General features: G+C 72.8%; 25 protein-coding genes and 1 riboswitch. Of the genes, 16 read left to right on the forward strand and 9 right to left on the reverse strand.

Annotated elements, in window-relative coordinates; all coding sequences use genetic code 11:
- Positions 1 to 19: 19 nt before the first annotated feature.
- Positions 20 to 973 carry an ROK family glucokinase gene (locus G7Z13_RS13260; RefSeq protein ID WP_165999014.1) on the forward strand — a complete coding sequence of 318 codons (954 nt, stop codon included), beginning with the start codon at positions 20 to 22 and terminating at the stop codon, positions 971 to 973.
- 118 nt (positions 974 to 1,091) lie between these two features.
- A complete protein-coding gene (locus G7Z13_RS13265; protein ID WP_166004914.1) occupies positions 1,092 to 1,838 on the forward strand; it encodes an endonuclease/exonuclease/phosphatase family protein in 747 nt (248 codons plus the stop codon).
- A gap of 32 nt (positions 1,839 to 1,870) precedes the next feature.
- Here G7Z13_RS13265 and G7Z13_RS13270 read toward each other — a convergent pair whose 3' ends face one another.
- Entirely contained in the window at positions 1,871 to 2,581 is a 711-nt protein-coding gene (locus G7Z13_RS13270) for a hypothetical protein (RefSeq protein ID WP_165999017.1), read from the reverse strand.
- Complete coding sequence (locus G7Z13_RS13275) at positions 2,574 to 3,359, reverse strand: alpha/beta fold hydrolase (RefSeq protein WP_165999018.1); 786 nt, start codon at positions 3,357 to 3,359, stop codon at positions 2,574 to 2,576. The genes G7Z13_RS13270 and G7Z13_RS13275 overlap by 8 nt, the downstream gene beginning before the upstream one ends.
- 188 nt (positions 3,360 to 3,547) lie before the next feature.
- Between G7Z13_RS13275 and G7Z13_RS13280 the strand changes: the two genes are divergently transcribed.
- The 5 genes from G7Z13_RS13280 (at position 3,548) to G7Z13_RS13300 (ending at position 8,518) form a co-directional block, all read left to right on the forward strand.
- On the forward strand, positions 3,548 to 4,324 hold the full coding sequence (locus G7Z13_RS13280) for a lysophospholipid acyltransferase family protein (protein WP_165999020.1): 777 nt from the start codon (positions 3,548 to 3,550) through the stop codon (positions 4,322 to 4,324).
- A gap of 46 nt (positions 4,325 to 4,370) precedes the next feature.
- Positions 4,371 to 5,600, forward strand: a complete 1,230-nt coding sequence (locus G7Z13_RS13285; protein ID WP_165999022.1) for a DUF5931 domain-containing protein — start codon at positions 4,371 to 4,373, stop codon at positions 5,598 to 5,600.
- Positions 5,597 to 6,271 (forward strand): response regulator transcription factor, encoded by a 675-nt coding sequence (locus G7Z13_RS13290; RefSeq protein WP_165999023.1) that lies wholly within the window; start codon positions 5,597 to 5,599, stop codon positions 6,269 to 6,271. The genes G7Z13_RS13285 and G7Z13_RS13290 overlap by 4 nt, the downstream gene beginning before the upstream one ends.
- A 158-nt stretch (positions 6,272 to 6,429) precedes the next feature.
- Entirely contained in the window at positions 6,430 to 7,458 is a 1,029-nt protein-coding gene (locus tag G7Z13_RS13295; protein WP_165999026.1) for a 6-phosphofructokinase, read from the forward strand.
- A gap of 64 nt (positions 7,459 to 7,522) precedes the next feature.
- Positions 7,523 to 8,518, forward strand: coding sequence for a 2-hydroxyacid dehydrogenase (locus tag G7Z13_RS13300; RefSeq protein ID WP_165999028.1), 996 nt, complete (start codon positions 7,523 to 7,525; stop codon positions 8,516 to 8,518).
- Here G7Z13_RS13300 and G7Z13_RS13305 read toward each other — a convergent pair.
- Positions 8,470 to 10,365 carry an anthranilate synthase family protein gene (locus G7Z13_RS13305; protein ID WP_165999030.1) on the reverse strand — a complete coding sequence of 632 codons (1,896 nt, stop codon included), beginning with the start codon at positions 10,363 to 10,365 and terminating at the stop codon, positions 8,470 to 8,472. The two genes, G7Z13_RS13300 and G7Z13_RS13305, sit on opposite strands and share 49 nt — an antisense overlap.
- A 246-nt stretch (positions 10,366 to 10,611) precedes the next feature.
- On the opposite strand from G7Z13_RS13305, the gene G7Z13_RS13315 reads away from it, so the two are divergent.
- Positions 10,612 to 11,964: a 3-deoxy-7-phosphoheptulonate synthase class II gene (locus G7Z13_RS13315; protein WP_165999033.1), complete on the forward strand. Its 1,353-nt coding sequence runs from the start codon at positions 10,612 to 10,614 to the stop codon at positions 11,962 to 11,964.
- 172 nt (positions 11,965 to 12,136) lie between these two features.
- Positions 12,137 to 12,373, forward strand: a complete 237-nt coding sequence (locus tag G7Z13_RS13320; protein WP_165999035.1) for a (2Fe-2S)-binding protein — start codon at positions 12,137 to 12,139, stop codon at positions 12,371 to 12,373.
- Between the two features lie 28 nt (positions 12,374 to 12,401).
- Here the strand turns inward: G7Z13_RS13320 and bfr are convergent, their stop codons facing one another.
- Complete coding sequence (gene bfr / locus G7Z13_RS13325; protein WP_165999036.1) at positions 12,402 to 12,878, reverse strand: bacterioferritin; 477 nt, start codon at positions 12,876 to 12,878, stop codon at positions 12,402 to 12,404.
- Between the two features lie 175 nt (positions 12,879 to 13,053).
- Here bfr and G7Z13_RS13330 point away from each other — a divergent pair, with 175 nt between their 5' ends.
- Positions 13,054 to 13,686 (forward strand): sulfite oxidase-like oxidoreductase, encoded by a 633-nt coding sequence (locus tag G7Z13_RS13330; protein ID WP_165999038.1) that lies wholly within the window; start codon positions 13,054 to 13,056, stop codon positions 13,684 to 13,686.
- Positions 13,687 to 13,696: 10 nt separating this feature from the next.
- On the opposite strand, the gene G7Z13_RS13335 is transcribed toward G7Z13_RS13330, so the two are convergent.
- The 5 genes from G7Z13_RS13335 to thiO form a co-directional block, all read right to left on the reverse strand.
- The gene (locus tag G7Z13_RS13335; RefSeq protein WP_165999040.1) at positions 13,697 to 14,599 is read right to left on the reverse strand and encodes a deoxyribonuclease IV; all 903 of its coding nucleotides are present in this window, start codon (positions 14,597 to 14,599) and stop codon (positions 13,697 to 13,699) included.
- 133 nt (positions 14,600 to 14,732) lie between these two features.
- The gene (gene pknB / locus G7Z13_RS13340) at positions 14,733 to 16,667 is read right to left on the reverse strand and encodes a Stk1 family PASTA domain-containing Ser/Thr kinase (RefSeq protein ID WP_165999042.1); all 1,935 of its coding nucleotides are present in this window, start codon (positions 16,665 to 16,667) and stop codon (positions 14,733 to 14,735) included.
- 113 nt (positions 16,668 to 16,780) lie between these two features.
- The gene (locus G7Z13_RS13345; protein WP_165999045.1) at positions 16,781 to 17,575 is read right to left on the reverse strand and encodes a thiazole synthase; all 795 of its coding nucleotides are present in this window, start codon (positions 17,573 to 17,575) and stop codon (positions 16,781 to 16,783) included.
- Positions 17,576 to 17,578: 3 nt separating this feature from the next.
- On the reverse strand, positions 17,579 to 17,779 hold the full coding sequence (gene thiS, locus G7Z13_RS13350; protein ID WP_165999047.1) for a sulfur carrier protein ThiS: 201 nt from the start codon (positions 17,777 to 17,779) through the stop codon (positions 17,579 to 17,581).
- Positions 17,776 to 19,119 carry a glycine oxidase ThiO gene (gene thiO, locus G7Z13_RS13355; RefSeq protein WP_240926198.1) on the reverse strand — a complete coding sequence of 448 codons (1,344 nt, stop codon included), beginning with the start codon at positions 19,117 to 19,119 and terminating at the stop codon, positions 17,776 to 17,778. Before thiO ends, thiS begins: the two co-directional genes overlap by 4 nt.
- Positions 19,117 to 19,228: riboswitch (TPP riboswitch) on the reverse strand. (Overlaps the previous gene by 3 nt.)
- A gap of 52 nt (positions 19,229 to 19,280) precedes the next feature.
- Here thiO and G7Z13_RS13360 point away from each other — a divergent pair.
- The 6 genes from G7Z13_RS13360 (at position 19,281) to G7Z13_RS13385 (ending at position 24,282) form a co-directional block, all read left to right on the forward strand.
- Positions 19,281 to 19,631 carry a hypothetical protein gene (locus G7Z13_RS13360; RefSeq protein ID WP_165999050.1) on the forward strand — a complete coding sequence of 117 codons (351 nt, stop codon included), beginning with the start codon at positions 19,281 to 19,283 and terminating at the stop codon, positions 19,629 to 19,631.
- A gap of 83 nt (positions 19,632 to 19,714) precedes the next feature.
- Positions 19,715 to 20,962, forward strand: coding sequence for an FAD-dependent oxidoreductase (locus tag G7Z13_RS13365; protein ID WP_277347438.1), 1,248 nt, complete (start codon positions 19,715 to 19,717; stop codon positions 20,960 to 20,962).
- Positions 20,963 to 21,085: 123 nt separating this feature from the next.
- The gene (locus G7Z13_RS13370) at positions 21,086 to 21,451 is read left to right on the forward strand and encodes an Rv2175c family DNA-binding protein (RefSeq protein WP_165999052.1); all 366 of its coding nucleotides are present in this window, start codon (positions 21,086 to 21,088) and stop codon (positions 21,449 to 21,451) included.
- A 122-nt stretch (positions 21,452 to 21,573) separates the two neighbouring features.
- Positions 21,574 to 22,233 (forward strand): thiamine phosphate synthase, encoded by a 660-nt coding sequence (gene thiE / locus G7Z13_RS13375; RefSeq protein WP_165999054.1) that lies wholly within the window; start codon positions 21,574 to 21,576, stop codon positions 22,231 to 22,233.
- Positions 22,234 to 22,412: 179 nt separating this feature from the next.
- Entirely contained in the window at positions 22,413 to 23,336 is a 924-nt protein-coding gene (gene metF / locus G7Z13_RS13380) for a methylenetetrahydrofolate reductase [NAD(P)H] (RefSeq protein WP_165999056.1), read from the forward strand.
- Positions 23,337 to 23,391: 55 nt separating this feature from the next.
- Positions 23,392 to 24,282, forward strand: a complete 891-nt coding sequence (locus G7Z13_RS13385) for a hypothetical protein (protein WP_165999058.1) — start codon at positions 23,392 to 23,394, stop codon at positions 24,280 to 24,282.
- The last annotated feature ends 12 nt before the right edge of the window (positions 24,283 to 24,294 follow it).

Consider the following 24,294-nt stretch of genomic DNA (forward strand, 5'->3'; position numbering starts at 1 on the left):
GACCGAAACTGAGGGATTCATGGGACTCACCATCGGCGTCGACATCGGCGGCACGAAGATCGCGGCCGGCGTGGTCGACGAGGAAGGCAACATCCTCTCGACTCACAAGGTGCCGACCCCGGGCACGCCCGAGGGCATCGTGGACGCGATCGCCTCGGCGGTGGAGGGTGCGCGCGCGGGGCACGAGATCACCGGCGTGGGCATCGGCGCCGCCGGCTACGTCAACCGCCAGCGCTCGACGGTCTACTTCGCACCGAACATCGACTGGCGCAACGAGCCGCTGAAGGAGAAGGTCGAGGCGCGCGTGGGCCTCCCGGTCGTCGTCGAGAACGACGCCAACGCGGCCGCCTGGGGCGAGTACAAGTTCGGCGCGGGCAAGGGCCACCGCAACGTCATCTGCATCACCCTCGGCACCGGCCTCGGCGGCGGCATCATCATCGGCAACAAGCTGCGCCGCGGCCACTTCGGCGTGGCCGCCGAGTTCGGCCACATCCGGATGGTGCCGGACGGCCTGCTGTGCGGCTGCGGCTCGCAGGGCTGCTGGGAGCAGTACGCCTCCGGCCGCGCCCTCGTCCGCTACGCCAAGCAGCGCGCCAACGCCACCCCGGAGCGCGCCGAGGTGCTGCTCTCGCTCGGCGACGGCACCCCCGACGGCATCGAGGGCAAGCACATCTCCATGGCCGCCCGCCAGGGCGACCCGGTCGCCGTGGACTCCTACCGCGAGCTGGCCCGCTGGGCCGGCGCCGGCCTCGCCGACCTCGCGTCGCTGTTCGACCCCTCCGCGTTCATCGTCGGCGGCGGTCTGTCGGACGAGGGCGAGCTGGTGCTCGACCCGATCCGCAAGTCGTACAAGCGGTGGCTGGTGGGCGGCAACTGGCGTCCGGTCGCCGACGTGATCGCCGCGCAGCTGGGGAACAAGGCGGGGCTGGTGGGCGCGGCCGACCTGGCCCGGGAGCCCGACCCGATCATGTGAGGGCGGTTCACCGCAGGGGGCCGCGCGATCCGGGCCGCGGGTGAGCCGTGGCCTGTCGCGCGGTTCCCCGTGCCCCGCGGGCGCCTTCCGGGCGTAAGTTCTGGGCATGGCCCATCCGATGCCGTTGCTGCCCGACTCCCGTACCGAACCCGACGGTTCCGCCGTCGTCCGCGTCCTCGGCTACAACATCCGGTCGATGCGGGACGACACCGACGCGCTCGCCCGGGTGATTGCCGCCTGCGCCCCGGACCTGGTCCTGGTGCAGGAAGCGCCCCGCTTCTTCCGCTGGCGCAAGAAGCTGGCCCGGCTCGCCCGCGCCGCCGACCTCGTGATCCTCTCCGGTGGCGGAACGGCCGCCGGACCGGCCCTGCTGTGCTCGCTGCGGGCCACCGTCGAGCGCACCGAGGACGTCCTGCTGCCGCTCACCCCCGGTCTGCACCGGCGCGGGCTCGCCACCGCCGTCGTACGGTTCGCGGGCGCCCGCCTGGGGGTGGTGAGCTGCCACCTCAGCCTGCGCCAGGACGAGCGCTACGCGCAGGGCGGCATGGTGCTCGACCGGCTCGCCGCGCTGGGCGTCGAGCACGCCGTCGTCGGCGGGGACGTCAACGAGCGCCCCGGCGGCCGGACCTTCCGGCGGCTCGCCGCCGAACTCCAGGACTGCTGGGCCACCAGCCCCTGGGGCGGCGAGTTCACCTCCACCCCCGCCGCGCCGCACCAGCGCATCGACGCGATCTTCGCGACCAAGGGCGTCGAGGTGCTGGGCTGCGGGGTGCCCCTCGGCCACCCCGGCGTCTCGGAGGACGACCTGAGGGCGGCCACGGACCACCTCCCGGTCCTGGCCGCCCTCAGAATCCCGGCGGGCTGACGGGCCGCCCTCGGAATGCGGGGGACCGACCCTCAGACGACCGCGCCGCGGCCCGGGTCGTCGTCGTCCTCGTCGTCCGGGCGCATCCGCATGACCAGCGTGGCGAAGCCGCCGAGGAAGCCGCCGATGCCGAGGGTGGAGAGCCACCAGGTCATGTCCCAGCCGAACAGGACGGCGAGCAGGAGCAGCACCGGACCGCCGATCACCGCCAGCCAGGCGAACTTGGCGGTCGCGTCGGCGGCGGGCAGCGGGGGCGGCTCCGGCGGGACGAAATGGCCCTCGTCGCCGTCGTCCCCGTCGTCTGCCTCACCGGGGTGCCCCTCGGCCGGCTCGCGCAGGGTGTAGTCGCGCGGGCCGCCGCCGCCGACGCCGGGGGCGAAGGAGACGGAGCTGCCCAGCGGCCTCGGCGCCTCCTCCTCCGGTGCGTCCTTCTTCGGTACCTCCGTCTTCGGCGCGATCTTCTCCGGGGCGTCCGTCCTCGTCGTCCCGTCCCCGCCGTCGTTCGGCTCGGCCTCCAGCAGCGCCAGGTCCTCCACCGACTTGAACGGCTTGGCGCCCGGCGGGTCCGGCGGCTCCTCGCCGTACCCGGCGACGATCGCGGCCCAGGCGGCCTCCTCGTCCAACGGCACCGACTGCTCCCCGGACCCGCCGTCCGGGCGGCCCGCGCCGCCGTCCCGGGCCCCCGCGCGCTCGGGCTCCTCCCGGCGTTCGCGGTCCTCGCGCTCCGAGTCGTGCTCAGCCACCTGTGGCCGTCCCTTCCTTGCCGGCGCCGACACTGGGTGCGAGCCGGCCGATGAACGCCAGGCTTTCCTCGAAGATCCGGTCCGCGTCGTGGTCCAACGTCGCCACGTGGTAGCTCTGTTCCAGCAGCAGCTCGGTGACGTCCGTGGACGACACCCGGCTGAGGACACGGGCCGAGTCGGCGGGCGGCACCACATGGTCCTGCGGGCTGCGCAGCAGCAGAAGCGGCTGGGTCACTCGCGGCAGTTCGCGGTCGACGATCCGGAAGAAGGCCCGCAGGGAGTGCGCCGCGTGCAGCGGCACCCGGTCGTAGCCGATCTCCACGCTGCCCGGCTTGGCGATGTCGCTGGCGATGCCGCGGGTGGTGCGGACCAGGTGGCGGGCGACCGGCAGGGCGTACGCGGACAGGCCGTGCACCCTGTTCGCCGGGTTGACGACGACCACGCCGCTGATCGCGTCGCCGTGCCGGGCGGCGAGCCGCAGCGCGAGGGCGCCGCCCATGGACAGCCCCGCCACGAACACCGTGGCGCAGCGCCGGCGCAGGGCGCCCAGCTCGCGGTCCACCTCCGCGTACCAGTCCTGCCAGCCGGTGAGCTGCATGTCCTCCCAGCGGGAGCCGTGCCCGGGGAGCAGCGGCAGGGTGACGGTCAGGCCGCGGTCGGCGAGATACTCCGCCCAGGGGCGCAGCGACTGCGGGGAACCGGTGAAGCCGTGGCAGAGCAGGACGCCGGCCTCTCCGCCCTCGTGGCGGTACGGCTCGGCTCCAGGAAGGACCGGCACCTTCGGTCTCCTGTTCATCTCAGGGGTCTTGAGTCAAGGGGCGTGAAGCGAGTGCAGGTGTGCTTCACCGTACGCGACGGCACTGACACCGACCAGGGCCGCCGGGCCCTCGGGGCATACCGGGCCCGGCCCGTCGGGTTAAGGTCTGTTCGACAGACACAGGAGGCACTCGGTTGTTGTACGGCGCGATGAAGGTCACCATCGGAGGGTCGCTGAAGCTCGTCTTCAGGCCCTGGGTGGAGGGCCTGGAGAACGTTCCCGCCGAGGGCCCGGCGATCCTCGCGAGCAATCACCTGTCCTTCTCGGACTCCTTCTTCCTGCCGGCGGTGCTCGACCGGAAGGTCACCTTCATCGCGAAGGCCGAGTACTTCACGACGCCCGGCGTCAAGGGACGGCTGACCGCCGCGTTCTTCAAGGGCGTCGGCCAGCTCCCGGTGGACCGCTCCGGCGCGCGCGGCGCGGGCGAGGCGGCCGTCCGCAGCGGCATCGAGGTGATCGAGCGCGGCGAGCTGTTCGGGATCTACCCGGAGGGCACCCGCTCGCCCGACGGGCGGCTCTACCGCGGCAAGCCGGGCGGCCTGGCGCGCGTGGCGCTCGCCACCGGCGCGCCCGTCATCCCGGTCGCCATGATCGACACGGAGAAGATCCAGCCGCCCGGCAAGGTGGTGCCCAAGGTCATGCGGCCCGGCATCCGCATCGGCAAGCCGCTGGACTTCAGCCGCTACCAGGGCATGGAACACGACCGGTTCGTGCTCCGCGCGGTGACCGACGAGGTCATGTACGAGATCATGAAGCTGTCCGGCCAGGAGTACGTCGACATCTACGCGACCGCCGCCAAGCGGCAGATCGCGGAGGCGGCGAAGGCCGAGAAGGAGGCCGCGAAGGCGGCCAGGGCCGCGCTCGCGCAGGCCGAGAAGGAACAGGCCGAGAAGGAGAAGGCGCACCGGGAGCAGACGGACCGGTGACGGTCCGGTCCCCGGACGGGCACGTCCGGGGCGGGGGCGGGGGGACATGGCCAGGCGCGAGAGAGTCATGAGGATGTCGGTCGAGCAGCCGCTGTGGCGTGCCCTGGCCGGCTACCGGGTGCTGACCATGCTGTACGCGGTCGGCTTGTTCTGCACCGCCTACGACGAGTTCGCCCGCCCCTGGGTCGCCGTCGCCTTCTACGCCGTCCTCGCCGTGTGGACCCTGGCGACCCTGCCCAAGGTCGCGGGCGAGGCGGCCTGCACCAAGCGGTTCCTCGCCGTCGACCTCACCATCGCCGTCACCGGCATCCTGCTCACCCTCGTCGCCGACACCCAGGAGCGCATCCACGACGGCGGCCCGACCCTGCCGTCGATATGGACCGCCGGTTCCGTCCTCGCCTTCGCCATCAAGGGCGGCTGGCGGTGGGCGGCCGTCGCCTCCACCGCGGTCGCCGTCGCCAACCTGGTCGAACGCGGCGCCCCGGTCCGCGACACCGTCCACAACGTGATCCTGGTCTGGGTCGCCTCCATCGCCATCGGCTACGTCGTCGAGGTCGCCCGCGCCTCCGAGCGCACCCTCGCGCGCGCCCTGGAGATCGAGGCCGCGACCCGGGAGCGGGAGCGGCTGGCCCGCGACATCCACGACAGCGTGCTGCAGGTGCTGGCCATGGTGAAGCGCCGCGGGGCCGCCCTCGGCGGTGAGGCCGCCGAGCTGGGGCGCCTCGCCGGGGAGCAGGAGGTGGCGCTGCGCACCCTGGTCTCCGGTGGCCTGGTCCCGGTCTCCCGCGTCTCGGAGGACACCGCCCAGGGCGCGGTCGTCCGGACGGTGGAGGAGCCCGACGACCCCGAGGCGCCGGTCGATCTGCGCGCGCTGCTGATGCCGTACGCCGGCGCCCGGGTCAGCGTCGCCGAACCCGGCGCCCCGGTCACCCTGCCGGCGAACGCCGCGCGGGAGCTGGCCGCGGCCGTCGGCGCCGCCCTGGACAACGTGGCGCGGCACGCGGGCGAGCACGCGCGCGCGTGGCTCCTCATCGAGGATTGGCCGGACGAGGTGATCGTGACCGTACGGGACGACGGTCCGGGCATCCCCGAGGGACGGCTCGCGCAGGCCGAGGGCGAGGGACGGATGGGCGTGGCCCTGTCCATCCGCGGCCGGCTGCGCGACCTGGGCGGCAGCGCCGAGCTGGTGTCCACGCCCGGCCAGGGCACCGAGGTGGAACTGCGGGTTCCGAAGAGCGGGACGACGAGCGAGACGACGGCACGGGGGAGACGATGAGCGAGCAGCGGCCGATCAAGGTGATGGTGGTCGACGACCACCCCATGTGGCGCGACGCGGTCGCCCGTGACCTGACCGAGCACGGCTTCGAGGTGGTGGCCACCGCGGGCGACGGCGAGCAGGCCGTGCGCCGTGCCCGGGCCGCCGCCCCCGACGTGCTCGTCCTCGACCTGAACCTGCCCGCCAAGCCCGGCGTGCAGGTCTGCAAGGAGGTCGTCGCCGCCGACCCCGGCCTGCGCGTGCTGGTGCTGTCCGCGAGCGGTGAGCACGCCGACGTGCTGGAGGCGGTCAAGTCCGGCGCCACCGGCTACCTGCTGAAGTCGGCGTCCACCGAGGAACTGCTGGACGCGGTGCGCCGCACCGCCGCCGGCGACCCGGTGTTCACGCCGGGCCTGGCGGGCCTGGTCCTCGGCGAGTACCGGCGGCTGGCCTCCGAGCCCGCGCCCGCTCCCGACACCGACCGGCCGGGCGCGCCCCGCCTGACCGAGCGGGAGACGGAGGTGCTGCGCCTGGTCGCCAAGGGCCTGAGCTACAAGCAGATCGCCGAACGCCTCGTCATCTCCCACCGCACGGTGCAGAACCACGTCCAGAACACCCTCGGCAAGCTCCAGCTGCACAACCGCGTGGAGCTGGTGCGGTACGCCATAGAGCGCGGCCTGGACGAGGAGTAGCGCCGGGGCCGCGGTTCGGCCGACCGGCTGACACCGCACCGGAACCGCCCTCCCGGACCCTGCCGAAGTGACCTGGGTCACCCCTAGCCTGCTGATGCGGAACACCGCACCGCACACCGCACGGCACGGCTCACGGCAACCCGGCGAAGGGACTTTCCATGCGGGTCGGAGTACTGACCGGAGGCGGCGACTGCCCCGGGCTCAACGCCGTCATCCGGGGCATCGTCCGCAAGGGCGTGCAGAGTTACGGCTACGACTTCACCGGCTACCGGGACGGCTGGCGCGGCCCCCTGGAGGGCGACGTCACCCCCCTGGACATCCCCGCCGTGCGCGGCATCCTCCCGCGCGGCGGCACCATCCTCGGCTCCTCGCGCACCAACCCGCTCAAGGACGACGACGGCGTCCGCCGGATCCGCGGGAACCTCGCGAAACAGGGGGTGGACGCGCTGATCGTGATCGGCGGCGAGGACACCCTCGGGGTCGCCGCCCGGCTGCACGGCGAGTACGGGATCCCCTGCGTGGGCGTCCCGAAGACGATAGACAACGACCTGTCCGCCACCGACTACACCTTCGGCTTCGACACGGCCGTCTCCATCGCCACCGAGGCCATCGACCGGCTGCACACCACCGCCGAGTCCCATATGCGCGTCCTGGTGGTGGAGGTGATGGGCCGTCACACCGGCTGGATCGCCCTGCACTCCGGGCTGGCCGGTGGCGCCAACGTCATCCTCATCCCCGAGCAGCGCTTCGACGTCGACCAGGTGTGCGCGTGGGTCACCTCCCGGTTCCGGGCGTCGTACGCGCCGATCGTGGTCGTCGCCGAGGGCGCCGTGCCGAAGGACGGCGCCATGGTGCTCAAGGACGGGACGCTGGACTCCTTCGGGCACGTGCGGCTGTCCGGCGTCGGCGAGTGGCTGGCCAAGGAGATCGAGAGCCGCACCGGCAAGGAGGCCCGGACGACCGTCCTCGGCCATGTGCAGCGCGGCGGCACGCCCAGCGCCTTCGACCGGTGGCTCGCCACCCGCTTCGGACTGCACGCCATCGACTGCGTCCGCGACGGCGACTTCGGCAGCATGGTCGCCCTGCGCGGCACGGACATCGTCCGCGTGCCCCTCGCCGAGGCGACCGCCCGGCTCAAACGAGTGAAGCCGGAACTCTACGAGGAGGTCGGGGTGTTCTTCGGCTGACGGCCGAGCACGGCTATATTCACCGCAATCACCCCTTATGCGGTCATAACCCTCGGAGGGCCTCGTGGAGATCCTGGCGTTCGGCGTGCAGGCCGACGAGAAGCCCCTGATCGAGGACGCGTTCCCGGACCCGTACCAGGTCCGCTGTCTGGACGTCTTCCTCAACGAGGACACCGCCCCCATCGCCGCCGGCTACGAGGCCGTCTCCACCAGCGTCAACGCCGACCTCGGCGCCCGCGTCCTGGAGATCCTCGCGGCCGGCGGCACCCGGATGATCGCCCAGCGCTCCACCGGCTTCAACAACGTCGACCTGCCGACCGCCGAACGCCTCGGCATGACCGTCGCCCGCGTCTCGTACTACTCGCCGTACGCGGTCGCCGAGTTCGCCTGGGCCCTCGCCCTGGCCGTCGACCGCCGTGTCGTCCGCGCCTCCACCCGCACCCGCGACTTCGACTTCCGCCTCGACGGGCTGATGGGCCGCGACCTGCACGGCCGTACCGCCGGCGTCCTCGGCACCGGCAAGATCGGCGAGGCGTTCGCCCGGATCGCCCACGGCTTCGGCATGCGGCTGCTCGGCTGGGACATCGCCGAGAACCCCGCCTGCATGCAGCTGGGCATGGCGTACGTCCCCAGGGAACGGCTGCTCGCCGAGTCCGACCTGGTCACCCTGCACGTCCCGCTGATGCCGCAGACCCTGCACCTGATCGACGCCGCGGCGCTGAGGACGATGAAGGACGACGCGATCCTGGTGAACACCAGCCGCGGCGGCCTGATCGACACCGCGGCCCTCGTCACCGAGCTGCGCGAGGGCCGCTTCACGGGCGTCGGCCTCGACGTGTACGAGGCGGAGGCCGGGCTGTTCTTCCTCGACAAGTCCCTGGAGGCCGTCGGGGACGACACCCTGGCCCGCCTCGTCACCTTCCCGAACGTCCTGGTCACCTCCCACCAGGCGTACTACACGCGGGACGCCGTCGGGCAGATCGCCGAGACGACCGCCCGCAACGTCCTCGACTACCGCGCGGGCCGCCGCTCGGAGAACGTGCTGGTGCCGCGCAGCTGACCGACCAGCTCCCGCACCACCTCCGCCCCGTTCAGGGTCAGCACCGACTCCGGGTGGAACTGCGTGCCCGCGAAGCCCGGCCCGCGCACCGCGTGCACCTCCCCGTTCGCGGCCCGGCTCACCTCCACCCCGCGTGCCGCCAGCGCGGCCGCCGCCCGGTCGTCGCAGCGGGCCACGAAGCTGTTGTAGAAGCCGACGGTCTCCGGCCGCCCGAACAGATCGATCCGGGTCTGCGCCCCCTGGTACGGCACCTCCTTGCGGACGATCTCCAGCCCCAGCTCCGCCGCGATCAGCTCGTGCCCGAGGCAGACGCCGAGCACCCCGTGCCGGTGCCCGCGCAGGACGTCCGCGGTCAGCTCCCGCAGGAACCGCATCTTCGGATCACCGGCGTCACCCGGGTTCCCGGGACCGGGGCCCAGCACCAGCGGCCCCTCGTGCGCGAGCACCGCCTCCCGCAGCCCCGGCTCGTCGTACCGCCGCACGGTCACCTCCAGCCCGCCCGAGCGCAGCACGTGCGCGAGCATCGCCGTGAAGGTGTCCTCCGCGTCGACGACCAGCGCGTGCCCCTCCAGCTCGGACGACCGGTCCTGCATCCGCAGCCAGAACGGCGCCAGCGAGGCCCGCCGCCCGTCCAGCGCGGCCCGCACCCGCGGATCGTCGGCCAGCCGCGGCCGTACCGCCTCCCGCCGCGGCCGCGGCTCCCGCACGCCGAGCGCGGCCAGCACCCCGGCCGCCTTCGCGTGGGTCTCCGCGACCTCGCTCGCCGGGTCCGAGCCGCGCACCAGCGTCGCGCCGACCGGCACCCGCAGCCGCCCGGCCGCGTCGATGTCCGCGGTCCGGATCAGGATGGGCGAGTCCAGGGTCTGCGCCCCGCCGAAGTCCCGCCCGAGCAGGGCCAGCGCGCCCGCGTAGTAGCCGCGCCCCACCCCGTCCCGCCCGAGCGGCTCGTACCGCTCGATGACCCGGCAGGCGTTCTGCACCGGCGAGCCGGTCACGGTCGCCGCGAACATGGTCTGCCTCAGCACCTCCCGCACGTCCAGCGAGGAGCGCCCGCGCAGCTCGTACTCGGTGTGGGCGAGGTGCGCCATCTCCCTCAGCCGCGGCCCGACGACCACCCCGCCCCGGTCGCCGACGGTGCACATCATCTTCAGCTCCTCGTCGACGACCATCGACAGCTCCTCGATCTCCTTGCCGTCGGCGAGAAAACCGAGCAGATGTTCGGGCGTCGGCCCTTCGGCGGGGTAGCGGTACGTCCCGCTGATCGGGTTCATCACGACCGTGCCGCCGGACATCCGCACATGCACCTCGGGGCTCGCCCCCACCAGCGTCCGCTCCCCGGTGTGCACCACGAACGTCCAGTACGCGCCCCGCTCACCCGCCAGCAGCCGCCGGAACAGCGCCAGCGCGTCGGCGCGCCCGAACCCCGGGATCCGCCCCTCGTACGTCCGCCGGATCACGAAGTTCGCGCCCTCACCGCGCCCGATCTCCTCCTCCAGCACCCGCCCGACGATCCGCGCGTACTCCTCGTCGGCGACGTCGAACCCGCCGTCCTCGACGCGCACCGCGTGCGCCGGCAGCTGCGCCAGGGCGTCGGCGAGCGGCACGGCGTACGACTCCTCGGGGACCAGCACCGCCAGCGGGGTGCCGTCGTCGCGGACGTCGAAGCCGCGCTCGCGGATCTGCCGGAACGGCACGAGCGCCAGCCCTTCGTCGGGCAGGTCGGCGAGCCGGTCGTACTCCGTCACCGAACCGATCAGCAGCTCCACCGTGTCGTGGTCGTGCCCGGGGGTGCGGCGCCGGAGCAGGGCGAACGGCCGGGGATCGTGTGCCAGCTGTGCCAGGTCCATGGGTTCCTCTTCCGTGGTGATCGGTGAGGAACGGCCCGGGAAACACGAAGGCCGCCCCTCGGGCGGCCTTCGCGAAGTCGTGGGTACGCGCAGTCAGCGGGCCGCCGGAGAAGCGGTCCACCACCAGGTCTGCATCGAATGCGCGAACATGCCGGGCACCTTACCCCATGTCCGAGGCGTGTACCCCGTGTCTCAATTGCTGGGCATGGGGCGGGACGCCCGACCCGACCCCGTAATGTTGAGGTCGTGACCGTGAACGCTAAGACCAGCGCGAGCGCTGGCAACACCTGGCGAAACCTGCCCGCGGCGCAGCAGCCCGAGTACCCCGACCCCGAGGCTCTGCGCAAGGTGATCGCGGACCTCGAGTCGTATCCGCCGCTCGTCTTCGCGGGCGAGTGCGACCAGCTGCGCGCCCGGATGGCGGCCGTCGCCAAGGGAGAGGCGTTCCTCCTCCAGGGCGGCGACTGTGCCGAGGCGTTCGACGCGGTGTCCGCCGATCACATCCGCAACAAGCTCAAGACCCTGCTCCAGATGGGCGCCGTGCTGACGTACGCCGCCTCCGTGCCCGTGGTGAAGGTGGGCCGGATCGCCGGCCAGTACTCCAAGCCGCGCTCCAAGCCGACCGAGACCCGCGACGGGGTGACCCTGCCGGTCTACCGCGGCGACTCGGTCAACGGATTCGACTTCACCGAGGAGTCCCGGATCCCGGACCCGGAGCGGCTGAAGCGGATGTACCACGCGTCCGCCTCCACGCTGAACCTGGTGCGCGCCTTCACCACCGGCGGGTACGCCGACCTGCGCCAGGTGCACGCCTGGAACCAGGACTTCGTGAAGTCGTCCCCGTCGGGCCAGCGCTACGAGCAGCTGGCGCGCGAGATCGACAACGCGCTGAACTTCATGCACGCCTGCGGGGCCGACCCGGAGGAGTTCAAGACCGTCGAGTTCTACGCCTCGCACGAGGCGCTGCTGCTCGACTACGAGTCCGCGCTCACCCGCGTCGACTCGCGCACCGGTCAGCTCTACGACGTCTCCGCGCACATGGTGTGGATCGGTGAGCGCACCCGGCAGCTGGACCACGCGCACATCGAGTTCGCCTCGCGGATCCGCAACCCGATCGGCATCAAGCTCGGCCCGACGACGACGGCCGAGGAGGCGCTGCAGTACATCGAGCGCCTGGACCCGGAGCGCGAGCCGGGCCGGCTGACCTTCATCGTCCGGATGGGCGCGGACAAGATCCGCGACCGGCTCCCCGAGCTGGTGGAGAAGGTCACCGCGTCCGGCGCGGTGGTGGCCTGGGTGACCGACCCGATGCACGGCAACACCTTCGAGGCGGCCTCCGGGCACAAAACCCGCCGCTTCGACGACGTGCTCGACGAGGTCAAGGGCTTCTTCGAGATCCACAAGGCCCTCGGCACCCACCCGGGCGGCATCCACGTCGAGCTGACCGGCGACGACGTCACCGAGTGCGTGGGCGGCGGCGACGAGATCTTCGTCGACGACCTGCACCAGCGCTACGAGACGGCCTGCGACCCGCGGCTCAACCGCAGCCAGTCGCTGGACCTGGCGTTCCTCGTCGCGGAGATGTACCGCGACCAGTGATGTACAGGGGCCGGTGAGCGGAGCGCCTGTTACAGGCGGTTTTCGGCCATGAAGTGGGGCGCGGATCACATACGATCCGCGCCCCACTCCGCTTTTGTGTCCCCGGCGCGATGGGTAAGGTTAGGTTTGCCTCACCGATCACGGGGAGGCACCGACTCGATCCCGGCGGGAGGTGAACCGCGTGTACGTCTGCTCTTGCTTCGGCGTCACCGAGCAGCAGGTCAAGCAGCACGCGGAGAACGGCGCCTGCACCCCTCGCCAGATAGCCTCCGCCTGCAAGGCGGGCACCGACTGCGGCTCGTGCGTCCGCCGGATCCAGGCACTCCTCGGCCGGGGCTCCTGCCCCCGCCGCGAGCTGGCCGACCAGGGCAAGCCGGTCCTCTCGGAGATCAGCGAAGCCGCCGCCTGAGCGACCCGCCTCAGCCGCCCGCCGGGTCCTAGCTCGGCTGCTCGATCTGCTGCGCGATGTACAGCGCCTCGCCGATCTTGTCGATCAGCTCCAGCTGCGTGTCCAGATAGTCGATGTGGTGCTCCTCGTCCTCCAGGATCGCCTCGAAGAGGTTCGCCGACGTGATGTCGCCCTTGGCGCGCATCACCTCGATGCCCCGCTTGAGGCGGTCGATCGCCTCCACCTCGATCTGCCGGTCGGCCTGGAACATCTCGGTCACCGTCTGGCCGACCCGCACATGGAACAGGCGCTGGTAATTGGGCAGCCCGTCCAGCATGAGGATGCGCTCGGTGATCCGGTCCGCGTGCTTCATCTCGTCGATGGACTCTTCACGCGTGTACTTGGCGAGCTTGGTCCAGCCTTTGTTGTCCTGGATCCGGTAGTGCAGCCAGTACTGGTTGATCGCCGTCAGCTCGCCGGTCAGCTGCTCGTTCAGGAATTCGAGGACCTCGGGGTCGCCCTGCATCGCAGAGGCTCCTTCCGCGCGGGGGAACTGCCAGGTAAGGCCGCATGATTGCACCGGCTGTGGAAGATCGTCCAGTAAGTGCGTACTTAGTAAGTAAGTGCATGCTTAGTGGTAGTTGCCCGTTTACGGACCCGCCTGGTCCTGTGCACCGGCCGGGGTCTGTCAGGATGGAGACATGGGTCATCCGGTGGAGCGCGAAACAGGAGAAGCAGCACGGTCCGAGCTTCCGCCGGGGCAGCGAGTGCAGCGCGGCTGGCCGGTCACGCACTACGGGCCGGTGCCCAGGTTCCGGCCCGAGCGCTGGGAGTTCAGGGTCTTCGGGGCCACCGCCGACGGTGAGAAGCACTGCTGGACCCACGAGGAGTTCACGGCCCTGCCGTACACCACCGTGGTCGCCGATCTGCACTGCGTGACGAAGTTCAGCATGCTGGGCGCGGAGTGGGGCGGCATTCCCGCGCGGACCATCCTGGAGATCGCCCCGCCCGCCGAGAATGTCACCCATGTGATGGTGTGGGCGGAATACGGCTTCAGCTCGAATCTGCGGCTGTCCGACTTCGCCGCCGAGCGCACGATCTTCGCCACCCACAAGGACGGCGAGCTGCTCACCGCCGAGCACGGCTTCCCGCTGCGTCTGGTCGTGCCGCACCTGTACGCCTGGAAGGGCCCCAAGTGGGTGCGCGGCGTGGAGTACATGACCGCCGACCGCCGCGGCTTCTGGGAGGAGCGCGGCTACCACAACATCGGCGACCCCTGGAAGGAACAGCGCTACTCCTACCAGGAGGAACCCGGAGAGGGCCCCGAGCTGTGACCCTGCGGGGCTAGCCGGCCTCCCGCAGCTTCTTCAGACGCTCCACGTCCGCCGCGTGGCCCTCCTTGCCGCCGGGCGTCTCGATGATCAGCGGGACGCCCTCGGTGGCGGGATGCGTCATCAGCGCCCGGAACGGGTCCTCGCCGATGTGACCGGCGCCGATGTTCGCGTGCCGGTCCTTGTGCGCGCCGACGACGTCCTTGGAGTCGTTGGCGTGGATCAGCTTCAGCCGGCCCTCGCCGACCGTCTCCACCAGCAGATCGAGCGTCTGGTGCATGCCGCTGGGGCCGGTCAGGTCGTGCCCGGCGGCGAAGATGTGGCAGGTGTCCAGGCACACGCCCAGCTTCGGATGCGCGTCCAGCGCCTCGAAGTACGGTTCGAAGTCCCAGGTCCGCGAGCAGAGCGAGGAGCCCTGGCCGGCCGTCGACTCCAGCAGCAGGAACGGGTCGTCGTCGTGGGTCAGCTCGTCCAGCAGCGGCAGCAGGTGCGCGCGCACCTGCTGCAGCGCCACCGACCGGTCCCGGCCGCCGGTCGCGCTGCCTGTGTGCACCACCACGCCGAGCGCGCCGATCTCCCGCCCGCGCCGCAGCGAGTGCCGCAGCGACTCCACCGACCGCTCCACGGTCGCCTCGGTGTGCGAACCGAAGTTGATCAGATATGGCGCGTGGACGTACGCCGGGACCGACTCCGCCGCGCACGCCGCCCGGAACTCCTCGTCCTGCCGCGCGTTGCCGGCCGGGGTGGCCCAGCCGCGCGGGTTCGCGACGAAGACCTGCACGGTCTCGGCCCCGATGTCGCGGGCGTACGACAGGCCCACCGAGCTGAGGCCACCGGCCACGGGGACATGGCTGCCGACGGGGTTGCGCCGGCGGCCGGGGAGGTCGTGGAGGGGGCCGGGAAGTTCACTCTTCACCCGTTCAGGGTGTCATGGCGCGTCCCGTGGCCCGCACCGCCCGGCGGCCGGTGTGAGCGACGCCTCGCCGGCCGGGAGCGGACGGAGAGCGCACCGGGAACGGACCGGGAGCCCGGCCGGGACCGGCCGGCCGTCAGCGGATGGTGATGGTGATCGTCGAGCCCTCGGGCGCCTGCTCGCCGCCCGCCACCGATTGCTCCTTGACCGTGTCGCCGAACAGGCCCAGCAGCCCGCGGTCCTCGTCGACCTGGAAACCGGCGGCCTCCAGCTTGTCCTTCGCCTCGTCGACGCTGTCCCCGACCACGTCCGGGACCTCGACCATCACCGGGCCCTTGGACACCGTGAGGGTCACCGTGTCCCCCTCGGCGGCCCTGTCGCCCGCGCCCGGGGACTGCCGGGCGACCTGGCCCTGCTCGTACTCCGAGTGCACCCGCCGCTCGGCGACCCGCACCTTCAGACCGGCCTGTGCCAGCTGCTCCCGCGCGTCGGCGAGGTCCTGCCCGACGACGTCCGGGACGTCCACCGGGCTGCCCTTGCTGACGGTGAGCGCGATGGCGGAGCCCGCCTTGCGCTCGGTGCCCGCGACCGGCTCGGTGCCGATCACGAAGCCCCGCTCCACCTCGTCGCTGAACTCCCGGGTGACCATGCCCGGCTCCAGGCCCTCGTCCTTCAGCACGTCCCGCGCCTTGTCCAGGCGGTAGCCCGCCAGGTTCGGCACCTTCACGGTCTGCGGGCCGTCGGAGACGGTCAGCGTCACCGAGTCGTTCTGCCGTATGCGGCTGCCCGGCTCGGGGTCCGTGCTGATGATCGTGCCGGGCCTGACCGTGTCGCTGTACGCGTGCTCGACGTCACCGACCTCCAGGCCGGCGTCCGTGAGCCGCGCCTCGGCCTGCTCCTGCGTCTTGCCGAGCACCGCGGGCACGCGCGTGAACTGCCCCGAGTTGATGTACCAGACGCCGGCGCCGAGGCCGAGGACCAGCAGGACGGCGGCGGCGACCGTGACCACCGCGCGCGGCGGCCGGGGACGGCGCCGGGGCGCCGGGACGGGCGGGCGCTCCAGCCGGCTGGTCCGGTCGGACCGCACCGCGGGGTCCTCGTCGTCCCCGTCCACCGGCAGCACGCGCAAGGGGGTGGTCAGCGCGCGCGGGATCACGCTCGTGCGGTCCTCCGCGTTGTCGTGCTCCGCCGCCAGGGCCTGCGGCGGGACCGCGTCGAGCTGGTCCGCGCTCAGCGCCGCGCGGGCCTCGCGCGCCTGGGCGAGCAGCGCCACCGCGTCGTGCGGCCGCAGGTCCGGGGTGCGGGCGGTCGCCGAGGCGGTCAGCTCGTCCAGCTCGTACGGCAGGCCCGGAACGGCCGCCGAGGGCGGCGGGACGTCCGCGTGGAGGTGCTGGTACAGCACCTGGGCCGGGGTCTCGCCGGTGTGCGGCTTGCCGCCGGTCAGCATCTCGTACAGCATCACGCCGCAGGCGTAGACGTCCACGCGCGGGTCGGCGGTGCCGTGCTCGATCTGCTCGGGGGCCAGGTAGGAGACCGTGCCGAGGACGGCGCCGGTGGTGCTGGTGACGGTGCCGACCGAGCGGACCAGCCCGAAGTCGGCGACCTTCACCCGGCCGTCGTCCCCGATCAGCACGTTCTCCGGCTTCATGTCCCGGTGCACGAACCCCGCGCGGTGCGCGGCGCCCAGCGCGGCAAGCACCGGCTCCAGGATGTCGAGCGCGGCCCTCGGCTGGAGCGCCCCGCGCTCGCGCAGCACGTCGCGCAGGGTGCACCCGGCGACGTACTCCATGGCCAGATAGACGTACGACCCGTCGGTGCCCTGGTCGAAGACCTGCACCACGTTGGGGTGGGCCAGCCGGGCGACCGACTTGGCCTCCCGGATGAACCGGTCCACGAACGACGCGTCGGCCGCCAGCGTGGGGTGCATGACCTTCAGCGCGAGCACGCGGTCCAGGCGGGTGTCCACGGCCCGGTAGACCGTGGCCATCCCGCCGACCGCGATCCGCGCGTCGACGCGGTATCGGCCGTCGAGCAGCTGCCCGACCAGAGGGTCCTGAAGGGTCGTGTCCACGCGGGTGAGTCTACGAGCCGCCACCGACACCGCCTGCCGTCACAACGGCCCCGGGGGCGGACTGCAGCAGAGCTGTGACCGACCCCGGGACGGCGGTCCCGGGATGGGGCGGATCAGAACGCCGGGCGCTCCGGGTCCAGGTGGGCCCGGCCCTCCACCGGGGAGGACGCCTCCGCGAAGTGGCGGCGGGGGATACGGCCCGCGCGGTGGGCCAGCCGGCCCGCCTCGACCGCGTGCCGCATCGCCTCCGCCATCAGCACCGGCTGCTGGGCGCGGGTGACCGCCGAGGCGAGCATCACACCGGCGCAGCCCAGCTCCATGGCGAGCGCGGCGTCGGACGCCGTGCCGGCGCCCGCGTCCAGGATCACCGGCACGCGCGCGTGCTCGACGATCAGCTGGAAGTTGTGCGGGTTGCGGATGCCGAGCCCGGAGCCGATGGGGGAGCCGAGCGGCATGATCGCCGCGCAGCCCACGTCCTCCAGCCTGCGCGCCAGCACCGGGTCGTCATTGGTGTACGGCAGCACGGTGAAGCCGTCGTCGACCAGCGTCTCGGCGGCCTCCAGCAGCTCGATCGGGTCCGGCAGCAGGGTGCGCTCGTCGGCGATGACCTCCAGCTTGATCAGGTCGGTGCCCAGCGCCTCCCGCGCCAGCCGCGCGGTGAGCACCGCCTCGCCGGCGGTGAAGCAGCCCGCGGTGTTCGGCAGCACCCGGATGCCCAGCCTGTCGAGCACGGAGAGCACCGAGCCGTGCACGCCGGGGTCGACCCGTCGCATCGCGACCGTCGTCAGCTCGGTCCCGGAGGCCACCAGGGCCCGCTCCAGGACCTCCAGGCTGGGCGCGCCGCCGGTGCCCATGATCAGCCGGGACGTGAAGGTCGTACCACCGAGGACGAAGGGGTCGTCGGCCATGGGTCAGCCTCCTTGGACGGCGGTGAGGACTTCGACGCGGTCTCCGTCGGAGAGCGCGGTCGTCGCCCACTGTCCGCGCGGGACGACGGTTTCGTTGAGGGCGGCGGCCACGCCGGAGGGCGCGGTGGTGAGCGTGCGGACGACGGCGTCGAGCGCCGTGCCGGGCGCGACCTCGCGGGTCTCGCCGTTGACCGAGATGTTCATGCGGGCTGCTCCGTGAGGGCGGGCTGCGAGGGGGAGTGGGCAAGGGGGGTGCTCTGCGCGCGTGCGGGCTTCGAGGCCGCCTCGCGGAAACGCTTCGGCGTGAACGGGCGGGCCTCCTTCGGCAGTTCGCCGGTGACCAGGGCGTGCGCGAGCGCGTCGCCGGTCACCGGGGTCAGCAGCACCCCGTTGCGGTAGTGGCCGGTGGCCAGCAGCAGTCCGTCGAGGCCGGTCGGGCCGAGCAGCGGCGCGTTGTCGGGGGAGCCGGGGCGCAGCCCCGCGCGGGTCTCCGTCAGCGGCAGCTCGGTGATGCCGGGCACCAGCTCGTGGGCGTCGCGCAGCAGCTCGTAGACGCCGCCCGCGGTCACCGTGGTGTCCCAGCCCAGCTCCTCGCTGGTGGCGCCGACGACCAGCTCGCCGTTCTCGCGCGGCACCAGGTAGACGTGGCTGCCGCGCACCACGGCCCGCACGGTCCGGCTCAGGAACGGCGCGTACCGCGCGGGCACGGTCAGCCGCACCACCTGCCCCTTCACCGGCCGCACCGGCGGCACCACGGCCTCGGGGACACCCGCCAGGCGCCCGCTGAGGCTGCCGGCGGCGAGCACCACCTGCCCGGCGGCCAGCGCGGTGCCGTCGGCGGTGACCACGCCCGTGGCGCGGTCCCGTACGACGGTGAGCCGCTCCGCGCGGACCCGGTGGAACACCACCCCGGAGCGCTCGCAGGCGGCGACCAGGGCGGCCGCGAGCCGCCGCGGGTCGATCTGGTGGTCGCCGTCGACCCGCAGGCCCCCGCGCACGCCGGGCGCGAGCATCGGCTCCAGGCGCCGGCACTCGCGCCCCGACAGCCACTCGGAGTCGAGCCCGGACTCGCGTTGCAGGGTGTGCAGTTCGCGCAGGTGGGCGCGGTCGTCGGCGTCCAGCGCGACGGCGAGCGTGCCGCACTGGCGGTAGCCGAGGTCGTGGCCGGTGAGGTCGGTCAGCTCGGCCGCGAACTCCGGGTAGCGGCGGGCCGAGGCCAGATTCAGGCCGAGCAGGGTCTGCTCGCCGTAGTGGAGTTCGGTGACGGCGGCCAGCATCCCGGCCGCCACCTGGGCGGCCCCGCCGCCCGGCTCCGGGTCGAGCACCGCCGTGGCGAACCCGCGCTGCGCGGCTCGCCAGGCCGTGACCAGACCGATGATCCCGCCGCCGACGACCAGGACGTCGGGGGCCGCGGGTGAGGTGACGTCGGTGGTGACCTCGGGGGCGGTGCCGGAGGTGACCTCAGGGCTGACATCGGAGACCTCAGGGGTGATGTCAGGGCTGACATCGGAGGTGACGTCGGATGTGTCGGACGTACGCGACATGGGCGTCCAGCCCCTCCCTTCGCCGGCATGACCCGGATCAGGTTCGTACGGTCGGAGGCCGCCAGCCTCCCTCTCAGCCCGGTGCGTCCGGGCTCCCGCGAGTGCTTTACGTTGGCCACCCTAGCCCGACGCCGTAAGTCTCAGTAAGGGAGCCTCCGCCCGTGGCCCGCAGCCTCGACGGTCTCGTCCTCGCCCCCGTCGCCGACCAGGCCCCCGGCCAGGTGGGCACGGGCACCCGGTTCCGCTACCACGAACGGGACGGCGAGATCTGGGCCGAGTACGAGGGCGGCGACATCGCGCGCGGGTACCTGGTGGGTACCCGCCGGGGCGACCGGCTGGACTTCCGGTACGTCCAGCTGCGGCACGACGGGACGACGGCCTGCGGGCACTGCGTGTCGCGCGTGGTGGAGCTGCCCGACGGGCGGGTGCGGCTGGAGGAGACCTGGGAGTGGGAGTCCCGGGAGGGCAGCGGGACCAGCGTTGTGGAGCAGGTCACCACGCGGGAGCGGTGACTGACGAAGCGTCAGGTGTCTAGGGTGACGACTATGGTGATCAGGTGAGCGAGCAGACGCAGGAGCGGGGGACGCGGGCAGTGCTGTCGCGGGCGGGGGAGGCTCCGGAACGGGAGGCGTCCGCGCCGCGGCGGGTGGTCGTGGCGGGCGCCGGCATGGCCGGGGTGCAGACCGCGGTCGCCCTGCGGGAGCAGGGGTTTTCCGGCACGGTGACGCTGATCGGCGCGGAACCCCACCAGCCGTACGACCGGCCCCCGCTGTCCAAGGCCGTCCTGCTCGGCACGGCCGAGGGCTCCGCCTTCGACGTCGACTTCGAGGCGCTCGGCATCGACCTCCACCTCGGCCGCGAGGTGCGCGGGGTGCGCCCCGCCGACCACCAGCTGGACACCGAGGCCGGGCCCGTGCCGTACGACGTCCTGGTGGTCGCCACCGGCGCCGAACCGGTCCGGCTGCCGGGCGCCGAGGGCGTGCCGGGGGTGCATCTGCTGCGCACCCTGGACGACGCCGAACGGCTGCGGCCGGTGCTCGGCCGGCAGCACGACATCGTGGTCGTCGGCGCGGGCTGGATCGGCGCGGAGTTCGCCACCGCCGCGCGGGAGGCGGGCTGCGCGGTCACCGTCGTGGAGGCCGCGGACCATCCCCTGGCGGGCGCGCTGCCCGCCGAGGTCGCGGCGCCGATGGCCGCCTGGTACGCCGACGCCGGGGCGGACCTGCGCACGCGCACGCGCGTGGCGGGCGTCGAGCCCGGCGCGGTGCTCCTCGACGACGGGACGCGGCTGCCCGCCGGGGCCGTGGTCGTCGGCATCGGCGCCCGCCCCGCCACCGCCTGGCTGGCGGGCTCCGGCATCGAGCTGGGGGCCCGGGGCGAGGTCGTGGCGGACGCCGGTCTGCGCACCTCCGCCCCGGACGTCTACGCCGTCGGCGACTGCGCGTCCTTCCCCTCCGCGCGGTACGGCGAGCGCCTGCTCGTCCACCACTGGGACAACGCCCTCCAGGGCCCCCGCACGGTCGCCGCGAACATCCTCGGCGCGGCCACGGGGGAACCCACCGCGGTCTACGACCCGGTCCCGTACTTCTGGTCCGAGCAGTTCGGCCGCTTCGTCCAGTACGCCGGCCACCACGCCTCCGCCGACACCCTGCTCTGGCGCGGGGACCCGTCCGGACCCGCCTGGACGGTCTGCTGGCTCCGTGACCACCGCCTGGTCGCCCTGCTGGCGGTGGGCCGCCCCCGCGACCTGGCCCAGGGCCGCCGCCTGATCGAGTCCGCCACCCCCATGGACCCCCGCCTCCTCACCGACCCGAGCCGGCCGCTGAAGTCCGCGACGGCGTGACCCGCGCCCCGCGCTGCCGTCCGGTGACATCCGGCACCCGTGCGGGTCTGCCGCACACTCCGTCGGCCCTGCCGCGGGTGCCCTGGGTACCGAGTGTCAGTGCGGGATGGCAGGCTTGGTGACGTGACCGAGATTGACGCAAAGATCGATGCTCTCGTCCCCGCCTGGCTCACCCTCCCCGACATCGCCGAAAAGCTCGGCGTCGAGGTGACGCGTGTGCGGCAGCTGGTCAAGGACGGCCAGCTCATCGCCGTACGCCGTGGTGAGAACCGCGCGCTGCACGTCCCCGCCGCCTTCATCGACGGGGACAAGGTCGTCAAGGGCCTGTCCGGGACCCTGACGCTGCTGCGGGACGACGGCTTCACGGACGAAGAGATGCTGGAGTGGCTCTTCACCCCCGATGACAGCCTGCCCGGCACCCCCGCGCAGGCCCTCAGCGAGAATCGCGGCACGGAGGTGAAGCGCCGGGCCCAGGCGCTCGCCGTCTGATCCGAGCACACCGAACGAAGAACGCTGACCGACCGTCCGGAGTACGGGCCGCGGCGCGCACGGGGCCACGCCGTGGTTCACCGCAGCCCGCGGCCCGTACGCCACCGACAACGGGGGGACCCATGCCCGACACCGCCACCACCGCACGCGCCCGCCTCGCCGACGCCCGGCTCTACCTGTGCACGGACGCCCGCAAGCGCCAGGGCGACCTGCCCGAGTTCCTGGACGCGGTGCTGGCCGGCGGTGTCGACATCGTGCAGCTGCGCGACAAGGGCATGGAGGCGGCCGAGGAGCTGGAGCACCTGGCGGTCTTCGCCGACGCCTGCGCCCGGCACGGCAAGCTCCTCGCGGTCAACGACCGCGCGGACGTCGCCCACGCCGCCCGCGCGGACGTCCTCCACCTCGGACAGGGCGACCTCCCGGTCCCCGCGGCCCGCGCCATCCTCGGCGCCGACGTCCTCATAGGCCGCTCCACGCACGCCGAGTCCGAGGCGGCCGCCGCCGCCGTCCAGGACGGCGTGGACTACTTCTGCACGGGCCCCTGCTGGCCCACCCCCACCAAGCCCGGCCGCCACGCCCCCGGCCTCGGCCTGGTGCGGTACACCGCCGCCCTGGGCACCGACCGTCCCTGGTTCGCCATCGGCGGCATCGACCTCGCCAACCTGGACCAGGTCCTGGACGCGGGCGCCCGCCGGGTGGTCGTGGTCCGCGCGATCACCGAGGCGGACGACCCGGGCGCCGCGGCGGCGGAGCTGGCCAAGCGGCTGCGGGATACTCCGTAGGAGCGGTTTTCCGCCACCGCGCCGGCCGGTCGGTCCGCCACCGCGCCGGCCGGTCGGTCCGCCACCGCGCCGGCCGGTCTGTCCGCCGGTCTGTCCAAGGGGTGGACAACAAAGCGACGAATCGGGCAAATTCTCCGGCTCCGGTTGGGTGACCCCCGCCCCCTGGCTAACCTGCCCGTATGGCCCTCGGCACCGCATCCACCAGGTCGGACCACGCCCCGACCGTGCGCGACATGCTCGCGACCGGCAAGACGACGTACTCGTTCGAGTTCTACGCCCCGAAGACCCCGAAGGGCGAGCGGATGCTGTGGAACGCGCTGCGCCGGGTCGAGGCCGTGGCGCCGGACTTCGTCTCCGTGACCTACGGCGCCGGCGGCTCCACCCGCGCGGGCACCGTCAAGGCGACCGAGGCCATCGCCTCGGACACCACCCTCACCCCCATCGCCCACCTCACCGCCGTCGACCACTCGGTGGCCGACCTCCGCAACATCATCGGGCAGTACGCCGACGCCGGGATCCGCAACATGCTCGCGCTGCGCGGCGACCCGCCCGGCGACCCGATGGGCGAGTGGGTGCGGCACCCCGAGGGCCTCACCTACGCCGCCGAGCTGGTCGAACTGATCAAGAACTCGGGCGACTTCTGCGTCGGCGTCGCGGCCTTCCCCGCGATGCACCCGCGCTCCACCGACTGGGACACCGACGTCCGCCACTTCGTCGACAAGTGCCGCGCGGGCGCCGACTATGCCATCACTCAGATGTTCTTCCACCCCGAGGACTATCTGCGGCTGCGCGACCGGGTCAGCGCGGCCGGCTGCGACACGCCGATCATCCCCGAGGTCATGCCCATCGCCAGCGTCAAGACGCTGGAGCGGATCCCGTCCCTGACCAACGCCGCCTTCCCGGCCGCGCTGAAAGAGCGGATCCTCACAGCGAAAGACAATCCCGCCGCTGTACGCTCCATTGGCATCGACTTCGCCACGGAGTTCTGCGCTCGGCTGCTGGCCGAGGGAGTGCCCGGACTGCACTTCATCACGCTCAACAACTCCACGGCGACACTGGAAATCTACGAGAATCTCGGCCTGCACCACCCGCCGCAGGCCTAGACCGGTCGCACAGTCGTACGACACACTGCGTAGCGGCCACTGGAGAGGGGCGTACATGGGCTGGACGGTCCTCTACATCGCGTTCGGCATCGTCGCGCTGTGGCTGCTCGGCGAAGTGCTGCTGCAGTACAAGGCACGGCTTCGCTGGCGGCTGCTGGCGTTCGTCGGCTTCCTCGGTGTCGTCGTCGGTGTACTGATCCCGTCCGTCGTCGTGATCGGACTGGGTGCCGCCGCGTTCGCGGTCGGGCAGACCTACGTCACGCTGTCGTTCCGCCGCGGCTTCGCGGCCGGCTGGGCGGTCACCTCCCGCCCGGTCCTCGGCGGCGGCAAGCGCAACCGCCGGGACCGCCAGGACCCCACCCTGGAGGTGTCCGACCTCCAGGCGGGCGAGTACGCGGACAGCACGCAGCGTGACGACAGCGGGTCCTACGGCGACGACGCGGACCGCGACGACGTGTTCACCCCCGCCCGCCCCGCCGCCGCCCCCAGCGCCGCCGAGACCACCGCCGTCTACGAGCCGCAGCCGCTGCCCGACGAGACCGGCTCCTACGGTGTGTACGCCCAGGACCAGTACGCGGCCACCGCGCAGACCGCCGACCAGGGCTACGGCTACGACGGCTACGCCGCCTACCCGCAGCAGTACGGTTACGACACCACCGGCCAGCAGCAGTACGCCGCCTACTCCGACCCGTACATCGGCACCCAGACCTACAGCGGCGCCGCGTACGACCCGGCCTACGACACGCAGTACGGCCAGCAGGTCTACGGCCAGGACCAGTACGCCGGCGGCCACGGGGGCGAGACCTCGCCCGGCGGGGTGTGGGTCCCGCAGCAGCGCACCACCGACGACCCGCTGGGCGGCGAGCTGCCGCCGGAGCAGCCGTACGGCTACCCCGGCGACGGCCAGGCGCAGGGTCAGGGCTACGACGAGCGGTACCGCTTCTGAGTGACGTGCCGC

It is taken from the genome of Streptomyces sp. JB150, assembly GCF_011193355.1.
In the GTDB taxonomy this organism is placed as follows: domain Bacteria; phylum Actinomycetota; class Actinomycetes; order Streptomycetales; family Streptomycetaceae; genus Streptomyces.